The sequence below is a fragment of the Marinomonas sp. 63XJN7_9_ISO-PGPR-S23-217 genome (assembly GCF_056173515.1).
Genome location: NZ_CM149678.1, coordinates 619576 through 634294, shown reverse-complemented (window position 1 = coordinate 634294; position 14719 = coordinate 619576). Strand labels below are relative to the sequence as shown.

Annotated in this window: 13 protein-coding genes; 7 read left to right on the top strand and 6 right to left on the bottom strand. The window is 42.1% G+C overall.

Annotation, left to right across the window (positions count from 1 at the left end; all coding sequences use genetic code 11):
• Positions 1 to 238: 238 nt before the first annotated feature.
• The 6 genes from AC0VYI_RS02900 (at position 239) to AC0VYI_RS02875 (ending at position 5648) form a co-directional block, all read left to right on the top strand.
• Positions 239 to 1138, top strand: a complete 900-nt coding sequence (locus AC0VYI_RS02900) for a helix-turn-helix domain-containing protein (RefSeq protein ID WP_475447218.1) — start codon at positions 239 to 241, stop codon at positions 1136 to 1138.
• A 186-nt stretch (positions 1139 to 1324) separates the two neighbouring features.
• Positions 1325 to 1507 carry a hypothetical protein gene (locus tag AC0VYI_RS02895; RefSeq protein WP_199477453.1) on the top strand — a complete coding sequence of 61 codons (183 nt, stop codon included), beginning with the start codon at positions 1325 to 1327 and terminating at the stop codon, positions 1505 to 1507.
• A 347-nt stretch (positions 1508 to 1854) separates the two neighbouring features.
• A complete protein-coding gene (locus AC0VYI_RS02890) occupies positions 1855 to 3633 on the top strand; it encodes an EAL domain-containing protein (RefSeq protein ID WP_475447216.1) in 1779 nt (592 codons plus the stop codon).
• Between the two features lie 142 nt (positions 3634 to 3775).
• Entirely contained in the window at positions 3776 to 4582 is an 807-nt protein-coding gene (locus tag AC0VYI_RS02885; protein ID WP_475447214.1) for a UDP-2,3-diacylglucosamine diphosphatase, read from the top strand.
• Between the two features lie 119 nt (positions 4583 to 4701).
• Complete coding sequence (locus tag AC0VYI_RS02880) at positions 4702 to 5145, top strand: MarR family winged helix-turn-helix transcriptional regulator (protein WP_199477456.1); 444 nt, start codon at positions 4702 to 4704, stop codon at positions 5143 to 5145.
• Positions 5146 to 5216: 71 nt separating this feature from the next.
• Positions 5217 to 5648 carry an organic hydroperoxide resistance protein gene (locus AC0VYI_RS02875; RefSeq protein ID WP_475447212.1) on the top strand — a complete coding sequence of 144 codons (432 nt, stop codon included), beginning with the start codon at positions 5217 to 5219 and terminating at the stop codon, positions 5646 to 5648.
• A 138-nt stretch (positions 5649 to 5786) separates the two neighbouring features.
• On the opposite strand, the gene siaD is transcribed toward AC0VYI_RS02875, so the two are convergent.
• From siaD to AC0VYI_RS02845, 6 genes are all read right to left on the bottom strand, one after another.
• The gene (gene siaD, locus AC0VYI_RS02870; protein WP_199477458.1) at positions 5787 to 6578 is read right to left on the bottom strand and encodes a biofilm regulation diguanylate cyclase SiaD; all 792 of its coding nucleotides are present in this window, start codon (positions 6576 to 6578) and stop codon (positions 5787 to 5789) included.
• Positions 6579 to 6953: a biofilm regulation phosphoprotein SiaC gene (gene siaC, locus AC0VYI_RS02865; RefSeq protein WP_199477459.1), complete on the bottom strand. Its 375-nt coding sequence runs from the start codon at positions 6951 to 6953 to the stop codon at positions 6579 to 6581.
• 9 nt (positions 6954 to 6962) lie between these two features.
• A complete protein-coding gene (siaB, locus tag AC0VYI_RS02860; RefSeq protein ID WP_199477460.1) occupies positions 6963 to 7499 on the bottom strand; it encodes a biofilm regulation protein kinase SiaB in 537 nt (178 codons plus the stop codon).
• 111 nt (positions 7500 to 7610) lie between these two features.
• A complete protein-coding gene (locus AC0VYI_RS02855; RefSeq protein WP_475443627.1) occupies positions 7611 to 8360 on the bottom strand; it encodes an IS5 family transposase in 750 nt (249 codons plus the stop codon).
• A gap of 45 nt (positions 8361 to 8405) precedes the next feature.
• Positions 8406 to 10364: a biofilm regulation protein phosphatase SiaA gene (gene siaA / locus AC0VYI_RS02850; protein WP_475447210.1), complete on the bottom strand. Its 1959-nt coding sequence runs from the start codon at positions 10362 to 10364 to the stop codon at positions 8406 to 8408.
• Between the two features lie 57 nt (positions 10365 to 10421).
• Positions 10422 to 13238, bottom strand: a complete 2817-nt coding sequence (locus AC0VYI_RS02845; protein ID WP_475447208.1) for a bifunctional diguanylate cyclase/phosphodiesterase — start codon at positions 13236 to 13238, stop codon at positions 10422 to 10424.
• A gap of 434 nt (positions 13239 to 13672) precedes the next feature.
• Between AC0VYI_RS02845 and AC0VYI_RS02840 the strand changes: the two genes are divergently transcribed.
• Positions 13673 to 14689 carry a TRAP transporter substrate-binding protein gene (locus AC0VYI_RS02840; protein WP_199477463.1) on the top strand — a complete coding sequence of 339 codons (1017 nt, stop codon included), beginning with the start codon at positions 13673 to 13675 and terminating at the stop codon, positions 14687 to 14689.
• Positions 14690 to 14719 lie beyond the last annotated feature (30 nt).

Here is a 14719-nt window from a genome sequence, read left to right as displayed (position 1 = left end):
GTCTTCATAGTGAGGGATAGGAGCGCTGAACGTTATGTCATTTCTGTTCAAAAAATTGTACTTTTTGTACAAGATAGCTTAGTTTAATTTACTGTGATATATATAAAAACATCACTAATGATAAAATTAATTAAATAAAAACAAAGAGTTAAATTCAATCAATCATATTGATTAGTGATTTTCTCTAACACTAAATTCAATAGGATATTGCATCTTTCGAATACTGCAGAAGAATAAAATGGCGAAAAATACCAATAACATCCCTCATTTTGGCCTATATGGCGAATCAAGTTGGGTCGACGATCCGGAGTTTTTTCATATCGAAGACATTGTCTCCCGCAGTGAAAACCTTGACTGGAAAATTAATGCCCATCGCCATGCTCAGCTCTTTCAAATTCTTATCTTAAAGGCCGGTGGAGCACTGGTGCAGATGGATGAGAAACAACAAAAGTTGGTCGGTAGTTGGGCCATCATTGTACCTGCTGGCGCTGTTCATGGTTTTCGATTTGCGCCAGACACTGATGGCCGAGTCATCACTATTGCCGAGCCCATGCTAGAAGATATTTATCGAGAAAAAGCAGCACGTTTCGTTAAACCTCTTTTAAGCCAACCAAGCTATATCAACTTTAACGGTTATCAGCCGGCTTTTTCTGAATTATGGCCCCTGCTTTCCCAATTAGAAAAAGAATCAGAGCAAACCCGTAAAGGTCGTGTTTTGATGAGCGAGTATTTGATCAAAGCCATCTTGTTATTATTGCGTCGACAACAACTCTCTTCAGGCATATTAAGCACTGACATCACCCTTCAAAGTCAGCAGATTCACGAGCTAAAAGAACTCATAGAAAAACACTACAGACAACACTGGAGCAGTGAGGAATACGCCACCGCGCTGGGAACCTCTGTCAGCCGTTTAAACCGACTGAGTAAAGCCATGCTGAATCACAGCGTCCACGATTTAATTTGTGACCGTCTGCTCCTAGAGGCCAAACGTAACCTTATTTATACCGCCCGATCAGTAGAAGAAATTGCCTATGATTTAGGCTTTAAAGACCCAGGTTATTTTTCACGTTTTTTCAAAAAAGCCTGCGGTGTTCCACCAGGACGATTCCGCGCACTTGCTAACCAGCCAACGGCCTAAATTTAGCGCTCATCCTCTTCTGTTTCCGATCATTTCCTTGTGAGTTCCTTTATTGATAAGGACCTCACGATAAAGGGTGAATTTTTCTAACCTCTATGCTGAAAATTGATCGTTTGTACAAATCTCCACGGGCTCTTATCATTAACACTGTCGATAAAGACAACTTACATAGATAGGAGAAACACCATGAAAAACGATTACAAATACGATAGCTTAGGTAATTTAGATACCGACTATTACGTTGAAAAAGCCTATGAAATGCGTCGTGTATACTTTGCTCTTATGATGAAAAAAGCCGTTGCCAGCGTAAAAAATATTTTCTCTGGATTCAGTGCTGCACGTCATTCACAAGGACATACTGCTAACTAATTTTTCTACACAACGTTTCACTCAGCAAGCGGTGAAATAGACTTAGTTGGCTAGCTTTGTATACCTCAGCCATAGCAATAACTAAGAGCTTTCTGTAACCGATCGAAGTGCAACAAGAATAATATCGATCTGGCTACAGCTCTCCTTTTTCTCTCTAGAACATCTTGTCTTTTTCCCATCATCCCGCTATTTTCCTTTTTCACACTACGTAGACTGCCTGTTTTCTTACGTGTCTGATACGCAGCTAAACCATACCAAAACCTATCCGTCATGAAATCGTCATAATTTAGACATAAAATTATTCAACATACATGGATGGGTAATCGATAACATTTGGATAATAAACAATGAGCCAAATAGATGAACTGCAATTATTAAATAAAATCATCCAAAACGGCTTAATTACACCCGTCTTTCAGCCCATATATGATTTGTCTAACGGGGCTATCTATGGTCATGAAGCGTTATCACGAGGCCCTAAGAATAGTGCCCTATTTAATCCAGATGCCTTATTTTCTCTTGCCACAAAAAAAGGCCTGCTTCATGAGTTAGAGCTTTTGTGCCGTGAACGAGCCTTATCGCGTTTTGCGAAATTAGAACTAGAAGGGCGCTTATTTTTAAATGTGAGCGCCTCTCTGCTTAGCTCTCCTTTGCACCAAAAAGGTATGACACTGGAAATTCTGAATAATTTAGGCTTGGACCAAAAACGTATTGTTATCGAGCTATCAGAACAACATCAATATGACCACAATGGCCTATCAAGAATCAGTGTAAAACATTATCGAGACATGGGATTTCACGTTGCCATTGATGATTTAGGTGTTGGTTATTCAGGGTTACGTCTTTGGTCAGAATTGCAACCTGAGATCGTCAAAATAGACAAACACTTTATTCACAACATTGACAAGGACGAAATCAAGCGTGAGTTTGTGCGCTCCATTTTGAGCATATCACAACGGTTAAAATGCATTCTGATTGCCGAGGGAATCGAAACGCAACAAGAATTGGATCAGCTAATCGACCTTGGTATTGAATTTGGACAAGGCTATTTCTTGGGCCACCCAACGGACAAACCCGCGTTTTCGACTCATCCCTATTTGAAGAAACAGGCACAAAGGCGAGCCGTATTTGAAGTGGATCATTCGGAAACGGTACGTTCTCTGTCGCGAGTCACGCCAACTGTCCAAATTGACAGTCACTTAGATGAAGTCTCAAACCTGTTTAAAGAAAATCAGGATGTGCATTCTATTCCGGTGTTAAAAGACGAAAAGCCAGTGGGTGTTATACGACGTCATCAGCTCCATGAATTATTTTCTACGCCCTATGGGCGGGCACTGTACGAGCATAAGTCGGCTGCCCTATTACTCAGCGAAGACATTCTTGTAGTCGAAAGTAATGTCAGCCTATCGACAGTGTCGACATTGGTAACCAACCAGGAAGCCGATACCTTGAACAATGAAATTGTCATTGTTCATAACGGTAAATTCCTTGGCACAGGCTCCCTAAGAGATCTGCTAAGACGCATTACAGAATTGAAAATCCAAAATGCGACCTACTCCAATCCACTTACTCTCCTACCAGGGAACGTACCTATCAACCAGGAGGTCATGCGACGCTTATCCAATCGTGAAAATTTTCATGTGGCGTATTTTGATCTCAACGACTTCAAGCCGTTCAATGATTATTTTGGCTATTCCATGGGGGATGAAGTAATCCAGCTGGTCAGCAATCTGATTAAAAATATCATAGAGCCGACGCGTAACTTTATTGGGCATGTGGGTGGTGACGATTTTATCGTTATTTTTTCAGACGATCACTGGCAAGAACAGTGTCAGGCAGTGCTCGATCAATTTGCTCATCAAGTGCGCCAATTTTACACCCAAGAAACCCTGCAAGCTGGTGGTGTATGGGGGAGTAACCGACAAGGCGAAAAGGTTTTTCATCCCGTACTAAGCTTATCCGTGGGGGTTGTCGATTTACGAGCAGATCAAGGATTAAACCACCATCAAGTGGCAGAATTAGCGGCATTAGCGAAAAAGTCAGCCAAGCAACAAGGTGGCAACCATCTGTATATTCAACCCTACCAACGTACGTACTCTCGCTCTACTTTACAAGAACCATCGTAAAAATAAAGCGACCGTTAACACACTTCAATCATAGGAATGAAGTGTGTTAACGTCCTCAAACTGTCACGACACTGTCTCAGAGCTGTCATGTTTTTTCCTTAATCTAACACTAAAGCCACAGCGTTAGCCATAGGACGAAACGATGCAAACGACTTTTCGAACGGTGTTTATATCCGATGTGCACTTAGGGACTAAGGCATGTCAGGCCGCCCATTTACTGGATTTCCTTACCACGATAAAAACAGACACTTTATACCTAGTGGGCGATATTATTGACCTTCAAGAAATGCGTCGTAAAGCACATTTTATCGACCTCCACTATCGGATTGTAGAGCGTATTTTGTATATGGCAAAAAATGGCACTCAAGTCATTTACATTCCTGGTAACCATGACGCCTTCTTTCGTCAATTCACTGGACAAACCCTCTCTGGCATCGAGATTCGTCTTAACGCTCGCCATACCACCGCTGATGGCCGACATTTCCATGTAAGCCACGGCGACGAGTTCGATCAAATGGTTAAAATCAGCCCATTGATGCTGGCTATCGGTGATAGAGCTCATGGTGCTATGTTGTCACTAAACCAGTGGATTAATGGCGTGCGGCGCTTTATTCGGCTCCCTTATTGGTCCCTCGCTGGCTACCTAAAAAGCCATATTGGCAAGGCCAAGGAATTCATCCATCGCTTTGAAACAGCAGCTCTCAAATCGGCCAAAAGCAAACACCTTGATGGCTATATTTGTGGTCATATTCACTTTGCCTCGTTTCTTTTAAAAGAAGGAGCCTTGTATTGCAACGATGGCGACTGGGTTGAACATTGTACCGCTCTCACCGAGTCAAAAACAGGCGAACTCAACCTCCTTCACTGGTCAGAGCAACCTAAACACCTTGCAACAGAGCCTCAAGATGAGCAGTGGCAAGGCAATCCGCTAAGCCGCCAGCCTAATTAGATTTACTCTATCAAACTCATTTATTAAAAATAAATAGCGCACTATTTAATATCTTGACATTAAATAGTGCGCTACTTATTATAAAACACACCCAGACAAAAGAACAAGGTAAGTCAGCCATGCAAGACACTCCCAAATTAAATGAGCTTTTATGTTTTTCGCTCTATTCAACGTCCCTGGCGATGAATAAGTTGTATCGAAAACTCTTAAAGCCGTTGGGCATCACTTACCCGCAATATCTGGTGTTAATTCTACTTTGGCAACATAAGTCTTACCCTATGACCAATATTGGTGAAGATTTGTTCTTAGATTCAGCAACGCTGACCCCCTTATTAAAAAGAATGGAAAGTGCCAATTTAGTGACACGTCGTCGAGATAAGCAAGATGAACGACATGTGATTATTGAGTTAACGGAGCAAGGCCAAGCATTAGAAGACCAGGTAGAAAGTGTTTTTCAAGAGGCTATTTGCGCCTCTCAACTGTCGTTAGAAGACATTGGTAGGACCAAACATGTAGTGGATACATTGAGGCAAAATCTCATTCATTACAACGATAGCCACTAACCAACAGGGGGCGTTACCTTATAACCCCCTTGTGATAACCCGTTTAAACGATGACAAAACAGGAGTCAGATATGACAGCATTAAACCAAGTACTATACACCGCTCACGCAACGTCTAAAGGTGGCCGTACTGGCGAATCAAAATCCGACGATGGTAAATTATCTGTCACTCTTAGCACGCCAAAAGAACTAGGTGGCAATGGCGGTGAAGGGACTAACCCTGAACAACTATTCGCAGCAGGCTACTCTGCGTGTTTCATGGGGGCATTGCAATTAGTCGCTTCTCAGCAGCAAGCAAAATTGCCAGCAGACAGCACAATTGATGCGGCTATCAGCATTGGACCAATCGATCAGGGTTTTGGTATTGCCGCGAAATTGACGGTTAACTTACCTGGAATGGATAAAGCGCAGGCAGAGAAGCTGGTTAATGATGCTCATCAAGTTTGCCCATATTCCAACGCCACTCGTAACAACATTGATGTTACCTTAGTCGTGAATGTATAAACATTTAGGTCTGCTCACTAATCTGGAGCGATCTATTTTATGAGCAAGATGGTTGTTTCAAAAAAGGGCGTCTCAACATGAGAAGCTCTTTTTTATGCGACAGCTATTTATTCTTGCTGTCGAGCTCATCAAACCGATTTATGAGCCAACGATGAGACAGTTACGGCCTTTTGATTTGGCTAAATATAAGGCATCGTCCGCCCTTGAGAGAAGCGTGTCCATTGAGTCTTCTGCGCGAAAACAGCTAATACCAACACTAATGCTGGTCGATACCGTTTTATGATCACTTGAGAGACGATACAAGGCCACTTCATCACGCACTTGCTCCATCAAGGTAATGGCCTTTTCTTGGGAATATTGAGGCAATATAACAAGAAACTCTTCCCCTCCCCATCGACCTAACAAGCCATGATCATTGATGATGTTATTCATTAACTTACCCAAAGCCACTAAAACATCATCCCCCACCTGATGACCAAATTGATCATTCACTTTTTTGAAGTAATCAATGTCGATCATCGCAATGGCCAAATCCTCAGACGACGCATCGTCTTGATGTTCGACAGCATAAGACAAACGCTTCATGATAAAACGTCGATTAGGCAATTCCGTCAGCGGGTCGATTAACGAGGTTCTCTCCAACTCAAGATTCAACTGGCGCAAATTACGCTGATAACGATCCGAGATCCGGGTTATTTTTTCTAACTGACGTAAGTGCTTATCAAAGCGTTCACTTAAGCTTTTCTCGCGCTGCATCATCATATCTTGGTAAGAATCGGACAATCGTGTCAGACGATCCATTCTATTCCACTGATCTTGATTCACCTCCCATAACTGACGCAACGCTCGACTCGCTGGATGGTCGTTATATTGGGGGGTATTGAGTATTGTTTGAATCTCCTTTTCAAGCTCAGAGAAATTGGTTTTCATCTATTTACCTATAATCTCAAAGGGAAAATGGCAGTCTTCTTTGAATTCTTCGGCTAACTCAGCAACACGTTCATTATCTTCATCAAAATACCAATTCACTGAGACCTGACGACCTTGTTGAAAGAACTCTTCCATTTCATCAAAGATGTCCATCATGACTTTAATACTACTGGTATTCAAATACAGTAATGACAACTCAAGCTTAAGCGGCGCAGTCGATTGCGCTAAATATTGACTGACCCAAGCCACCACATCAGCATACAACTCATAGGAGTTTTCAGGGTAAGAATCACCTTCCATATATAACGTACCTTCTTGCCAGCTAGCTCTCACACTCGGCGAAGAAACGGTCCCATCTATTTTCAAATCTTTCATCGTGTTCTCTCAAATCTCTATGCTTAAGCTAAAGTAAGCGGTATCGTCATCAATCATCTGCACATTCGCTTCCATTGGTTTTGACGATTTACGAGCCATGTCAATTAACCCTAATCCAGCACCAGTGACTGCATTTTCATCACGAGGTTTACGCAACTGAGCTTTATACAGGGCTTTTAACTCAGTTTTATCCAATGTCGATAATGCATCAATACGTTCCACTAACGCCTGACCATCTTCAACTTTGACTATATTACCGGCTGAAACTCGGTAGTAGCCTTCATCGTAACTCACAATCACCGTTGCTACTTCAGCACCAGACAATTGGGAAGACGCCGCATAATGACGAATATTTTGCGTGAGTTCTATATAGGCTGCAAACACATCCAACGCACAAGCTGGCGACATTTGCTCTGATTTCAAATAGTTTTTCAGTGCATTGCCTATTTCCTCAATCAGACTGCGAGAAATAGGGCCATTAAAACAAAGTAGAATCCTGTCTTTTTCAAAACGCTCCCTCAAATCATATAAATTTGGTGCAGGCATCTCATCAAACCTCATTATTTTGCGTTTTTGGATCAAACCGGAAAGACAGCAAAGTGATATCGTCTCGTTGAGGTTGATCTCCCATATAGTCATCTAGGGGCTGTTGATCTTTCACATTGGCAGCCAAATGATCGAGCAAGCTAACGCTAACATGCTTTCAAAATGAATTTTCAACTTATCATAACGCGTGGCTATCGCTCTAAAATGTTTGAGCCGAGCAAACGCATTTTCAACTAAATGCCGATATTTGTATAAACACCAATCTATATCGGCGTTTCCTTTTTTCGAATTTTGCTTTCTAGGAATGACTGGAGTCGAGCCGCATTGACGAACTTTCTCGCGAATCGCTTCACTGTCATAACCTTTGTCCGCAATGATGAAATCTCCTTGTGGCAAGACCTCAATAAGGTCATTGGCCACTTTACTATCATGAACTTCTCCGCCTGTGATTATGAACTCTATTGGTAAACCATAACTGTCTACAGCAAGGTGGATTTTGCTTGTATTACCGCCACGACTCAGCCCAATCGCTTGATTTTCCTCAGAGGATGCGCCCGAGCTGTGTTGATGCGCTTTTATATAGCTGCCATCAAGAAACTCCCATTCCGTATCCTTATTGGCCGATAAGGATTTGAATAGCCTGAGTAAAATTCCTTTTCTGGACCACAGTAAAAAACGACGGTAAACCGTATTCCATAAGCCAAAATAGTCTGGTAAATCTCGCCAAGGGCAGCCGACACGCAACCGATAAAGAATGCCTTCCATCGTGTATCGATGCTCTCGCTTGTTATAGACTCTATCTTCAAGCAGAATAGCTTTTAGCTTCGACCACATCTCATCAGTGAGCATTAATCGGGGCATGGTAATCTCGTTGTATTTGTTTTTGGCGAAGTAAATTATACGAGATTACCTTCTTCGCTCACAATTCAGACAAAGATCAACAGCCCCTAGAGCAGATTCAAAAAAATCCGCTTGATCCCTTAGAGGTAAAGCAGCATTGTCTTTTATTAATCCTTCAAAACGTTGATTACCAAAACCAAAGTTCTTCTCGCCCCCCGCCTGATCTAAAAAACCATCGGTTGTCATATAATAGGTCCAGCCAGACATAGGTAATTCGGTATTGTTATACTCGCCTACTCGTCTATCCCCCAATGCTCTTCGTCCTGATTTTTGCTTGATGATGTCATCACCATTACTGCCGTAAAGCGTAATTTTAGCGCCAGAAAAACGAATAAAGTCCCCTTGGTTAGGCACATAAACCAATCCAACATCGGCATTTGTTGCCACTTTATTCGCACTCAATTCTTCATTCAACATAGAACGCAAGGTGGTATCGATTGAACTGAGCAAAGCCGCAGGATTTTGAATACCGACATGACCTATAGCATAGTCAATGGCAGCACGCATTAACATCGTCATCAATGCACCAGGGACACCATGCCCAGCACAATCGACGATACCTAATAAACAGCCCTCGTTTGTGTTGTGGAACACATAAAAATCCCCCCCCACCACATCTCTTGGCCGCCATATGACACTGTGCTGATCCCCCAAAAATTGTCGCATTTGCCGATCCGGTAAAATCGACTTTTGAATCAAGCTGGCATAATCAATAGACGCTCCCATTTTGCGGTGCGCATCCACCACTTTCTGGTGTGCCTCCTCCAGCTCAGCAGTACGCTTTTGAACTTGTTTCTCTAGCTCCTGAGTATGGTTTCTAACCTGTTGAGCCATAGTATTAAATGTCTTGCTCAAATCACCAATTTCATCGTTACTACGCGAAACCAAAGACACATCGTAGGAACCACCAGCAATACTTTTTGCCGATTGTTGTAATTCTCTAATGGGAGTAATCACTAAACGCTCAATTACCAGTCCAAAAAATCCCAAAAGTAAAATCAGCAACAACACGAGTACACCAAGCGTCGGCAAAACAAGATTAGAATTGAACAGACTAACCTTGTTTAAATCTATATTGGTCACCACATACCAATCTAATAATGGAAAATACACAAATGCCATTAATTGCTGGTGTCCGCCTTGATCTACCTTAATAGTGACAACCTTTTCCTTATCATGGCGTGCTTTCTGTAAAGCCGCTTTTACTTTTTCTCTGGACTTGTCATTGTCCAACAAAGCATAAATAGAATGCTGTTTATCCTTACCATTCATCGAGTTGTAGGCAATCATCTTTTCGTTATGATGAATTTGGATACTGCCATTGGCATTGATAATAAAGGGTGTTACCCCAGGAATGGCGTTATCCGCAAACTGTTTAATAAAATGCTCTAAAGACAACCCGGTTCCAGCAACTCCCAAAAACTGTCCATGATCAACAATATCAACATCAATCCAAACCTTTATGACCTTTAATACCGAGTCGTAATTCACATTGATAACAAATGGCACATGCTGTTGACGTGTTAAAAAATACCAACTATCGGCAGGTTTACTGGCTTCTAACACATATTTTGGCGTCGTCGACAATGGACTATTTGGATCCGCAAAAAAGTACTGCTTCGTTTTATCATTCACCAAGAACATATTATGGCTTTGAAACGCGTTAAGATAACTCTGCGTTTCCTCTAACCATAGCTCTTTCAAAGCAGGGTCATCTGGCTTTCTAAGCCATGCCTTAACAATGGGGGAATTCGCAAACCGTTGAGCTAACGCTAATTCTCGAGAAACTGGCGTCAACATTCTCTGATAGTTTAACTCAGTAAAACTATCCGCATAATTTTCAGCGGAATACTCTTGTCCTTTTTGGACAAAATACCAACCAATCATCGCAATCATTAATAAAGCAAACACACTCGTACTTGCCAACGCAAACAACGATTTACCACGCAAGCCCCACCGTGCCATAAGCGTACCCTTTGATATAAATGAAAAACAGTAAGATTATGTTTACATAACCACTAATTAGTAACTAAATGTCTCTATTGGCATGGGGCGAGCCAGTAAAAAACCCTGAAACAGATCACATCCGTGTTGTTTTAACCAATCAAATTGGGCCTGTGTTTCAACCCCCTCAGCAATCACTTCCATATGGAGATTATGACCTAAACCGATAATAGAGGCGGCAAGAGACGCTTGCTTATCACTTTCTTGTATCGCTCGAATAAAGGACTGGTCAATTTTCAGTTGATCGATCGGCAGTTGTTGAAGATACGATAACGAGGAATAGCCTGTCCCAAAATCGTCTAATGAAATTAGAACACCTAACTGCTTGAGAGACTGCATCTTTTGAATGATATCAAATTGATCATGTACCAACATACTCTCAGTGAGTTCGATTTGTAATTGTGCTGGGGGAATCCCCGTTTGATAAATTGCCTCTTTTACTTGTGACACAAACTCCTCTTGGGAAAACTGCAACGCACTGACGTTCACAGACATGATCAAATGTTTTAACGCTGGATCCTTTTGCCAGTTAGCCAATTGCTTCAACGCTGTTCGTAATACCCAATCCCCTAAAGGCAGAATTAACTTTGACTCTTCAGCAAACGGAATAAAATACATTGGAGAAATCATACCTTTTTCTGGATGCAGCCACCGAACTAAAGCTTCCACCCCTTTCATTTTTTGGTTCGCCGTCCATTGCGGCTGATAATATAAAACAAATTGTTCTTCGGCTAAGGCCCGCCTAAAATCACTGTCTAACGTCACACGTTCTAATACTTTTTCGTGCATTTGAGGAGCGTAAAAGCACACTTGATTACGGCCACGCCCTTTGGCCTCATACAACGCAAGTTCGGCCTGCTTGATGACCTCTTGACTATTCGTCGTCTCTTTACCAAATAGAGCAATGCCAATACTAACAGAGAGATGATAGGGGGCATCATCCAGTTCGAACGGCACACCTAACGCCTTCATGATTTTTTCAGCAACATGCTTAGCACGATAAGCAATTCTATCTTCTGAAACAGAGACATCCACATCTTCCAGCATGATCAGAAATTCATCGCCACCAAAGCGAGACACAATATCCCCCGAGCGTGTCGAATCCATCAAACGCGATGCAATTTGTTGCAATAGCGCATCCCCAACCAAATGCCCTCTAAGATCATTCACATCTTTAAAATGGTCTATATCAATAAACAACAAGGCACTGCGACGAAACGTTAAAATGCCACTTTCCAGTATGTGATCTAAGTCCTTGGTGATCAAACGACGGTTTGCCAAACGCGTTAAGCTATCGTAGTAATTCAACTGATTAATACGACGCTCATTATCTTTGGTTTCAGAAATGTCTTTAAAGGTCGCCACATAGTGGGTTAATACACCATGCTCATCTTTTACCACAGAAATACTCAGCCATTCTGGAAAAATTTCACCGTCTTTGCGACGATTCCAAATTTCTCCTTCCCAACTTTCAAACTTTTCAATGTGTTCGTACATATCGCGGAAAAATGCTTTGGAATGGCGGCCAGAACTGATAATAGCAGGGGTTTTGCCAATGACTTCTTTCTCTGTATAACCCGTTATCTTCTCAAAGGCAGCATTCACTCGTACAATACAGTTTTTCGTATCCGTAATTAAAATACCGTCTTGTGTTTGAAAAGCCGTGGCGGCAATACGAAGTTCCGACTCGACGTTTTTTCGAAAGGTCACTTCACGGGTAATCACAACAAAAAAGCCGTCTATCTCATCATCCGACTGGGAATAGGTTGCTGACACTTCATACCATCGACGCCCTAATTCAGTCTCTACATAGCACTCATGGCCTTTGGTTATTCCATACTCTTTTGCACAATGTATCGCCTCTTCAAATACCGCCCCCACGCTAATTGGAAAAAACGCTCTATAGTCCACTCCCAAAGGTGAACCAAGAAAACGATAGTCCTGCTCGATACGCGGTGAATGATAGGCAATAATACAACCGTCTAACCCCACTTCATAAATCGAATCCTGCATGGCGTTCAACAATACCGTTAGACGCTTGTTGAGAGTTTTTAATGTGGCAGTCCTTTTATCCACCAAGCTTTCTAGATTATGGTGGCTGAGACGAACCTTTAGACCCAAACAGACAAAGTAGGCCATCAAAAAGCTGACAGAGAGGATAAGCAACACACCAAACAAAAGCATCCATATAGAAACCCATGAGCTTTCAGGAGCGAGGTATAAACGCCAAGTCACCCCCTGAATAGGGATATCAAGGTGAATCGCATAGGGACTAGAAGAGATTTCTTTGGAGGCAGCCACCGTCTGTGCTTTACGATGTTGCGCTTGGTTGAGAACAGTCAGTTGATAATCTAAATGTCGACTGACAAATTCATTTAAATCTAATCGCTGCATCAAATCAGCCATATCAATAACGGTATTACTCAATCCCCAAAAAGAAGAGTGCCCTTGCTGATCTTGCAAATAGACGGGGAAAGAGCCAATGATCTCTTGCTTATCCGAGAATACATGCAATGGTCCTCGAAAAGTAACGGATCGAGGGGCATCACCACTAAGATAAAGCCTCTTTTCGTCGTCACCAATAAACAGGCTCTTATTTAGAGATTGCTCATGACCCTTTAGTGGGTAGATATACTGAATCAAACCTTGTGGAGCAAGCGAAAACAATTCAACATCAGGATAGTAGGTCTTCAATGAGTCAGCTAAATAAGAAAAACCGACGGGGTTCCCCTGAGACTTTTGCAACATGGCGGCGAAGGCATAATTAGCCGATACGCTTTTATTCAGTGTGGTGACTAAAAGCGAGGCGTTACTTTGCGCTAGGGCCATCGCCATATTTTTTTCATCTTGCACCTCTATTTTATAAAACTGAAATGCCACATACCCTAAAATAAGTAGAGCCGTTATAAAAACAAAGATACAAACTTGTTTAGGTCTATTTAGTAATTTAAGAAAAAAATCTAACATCAATGATAGAACCACAACCTAAATAATAGAAAAACAAACTGTTTTTACACACCATAATAACAACATTGAGCGTTAACGATCCTACTATAGGTTATTTTTTTAATCGACCTTCCCATCGTAAATTTGCGTTTTACCAAGACCAACATCAAAAAATCATTAAAAATTTCAAAGCATTAGAAAAAGAATAACAGAAGGGCCTAAGAAAGGCTTGACGGCACCAAAAAGTTACCGGTAACATAAATAAATAGTTACCGGTAACAAATCATCTAAATTCCTACAACAATAATCATAGGAAGCCAATAATGAATAAGCTCACGACCTCTCTTTTGACCGTTGCTCTAGCAGGTACACTCTGCACGTCAGCCATCGCCGCCGACTACAAATTCAAATTTCAGTCTTCTGACCCCGTCGGTGATAAAAACTTTCAAATCCAAAAAGAATGGACAAAACGTGTCGAAACCATGACCAATGGTCGAATAAAAATCGATCTTCTTCCCGTCGGCAGTGTGTTTAAACACACCGAAACACTAGATGGCATTAAAATGGGAATTCTGGATGGGGAAATCACCGCCGTTAGCTATTTCTCCGGGAAAGATCCGGCTTTTGGTCTGATAGGTAATACGGTGGGAGCTTGGTCTGACACATCTCAGCTATTGCAATACATCAACTACGGCGGTGGTTATCAGCTTATGAATGAGTTGTACAAACCCTACGGTGTAAAATTCATTGGCGGATCAACAACCGGAGTGGAATCCCTTGTTTCAAAGGTTCCTTTAGATGGCGTAGATGACTTAAAGGGGTTAAAAATTCGAGCGCCAGAGGGACTCGTCCAGCAGGTTTTTGCAGCTGCGGGCGCCGCCCCCGTCAATATTCCTGGTTCCGAAGTCTTTACAGGGTTGAGTAAAGGGGTCATTGACGCCGCCGACTACACCGTATTCTCCACCAATCAAAAAGCCGGCATGAATGATATTGCCCCCAACCCTGTTTACCCTGGTTTCCACTCTTTGCCATTGATCGACATTTCCATGAGCCTCAAAAAATGGAATAAGTTACCTCCAGATCTACAGGAAATTCTCACCGTTTCGGTGCGGGATTTTGCACAAGATATCACCACACAATTGGCCATCGCCGACCGTAAAGCCGTCGCTGAAGCCAAGGCCAACCCTAAGATCACCATCCATAATTGGTCACCTGAAGAGCGTAAAAAGTTCCGAGAGATTGCCCGTACACAATGGGCAAAATACGCCAAACAATCACCCAATGCGCAAAAAGTCTATGACTCGATTACTCAGTATTTAAAAGAGAACGACCTACTGTAATGTCACAAACTCTTTAGCCATGTTCCGTAG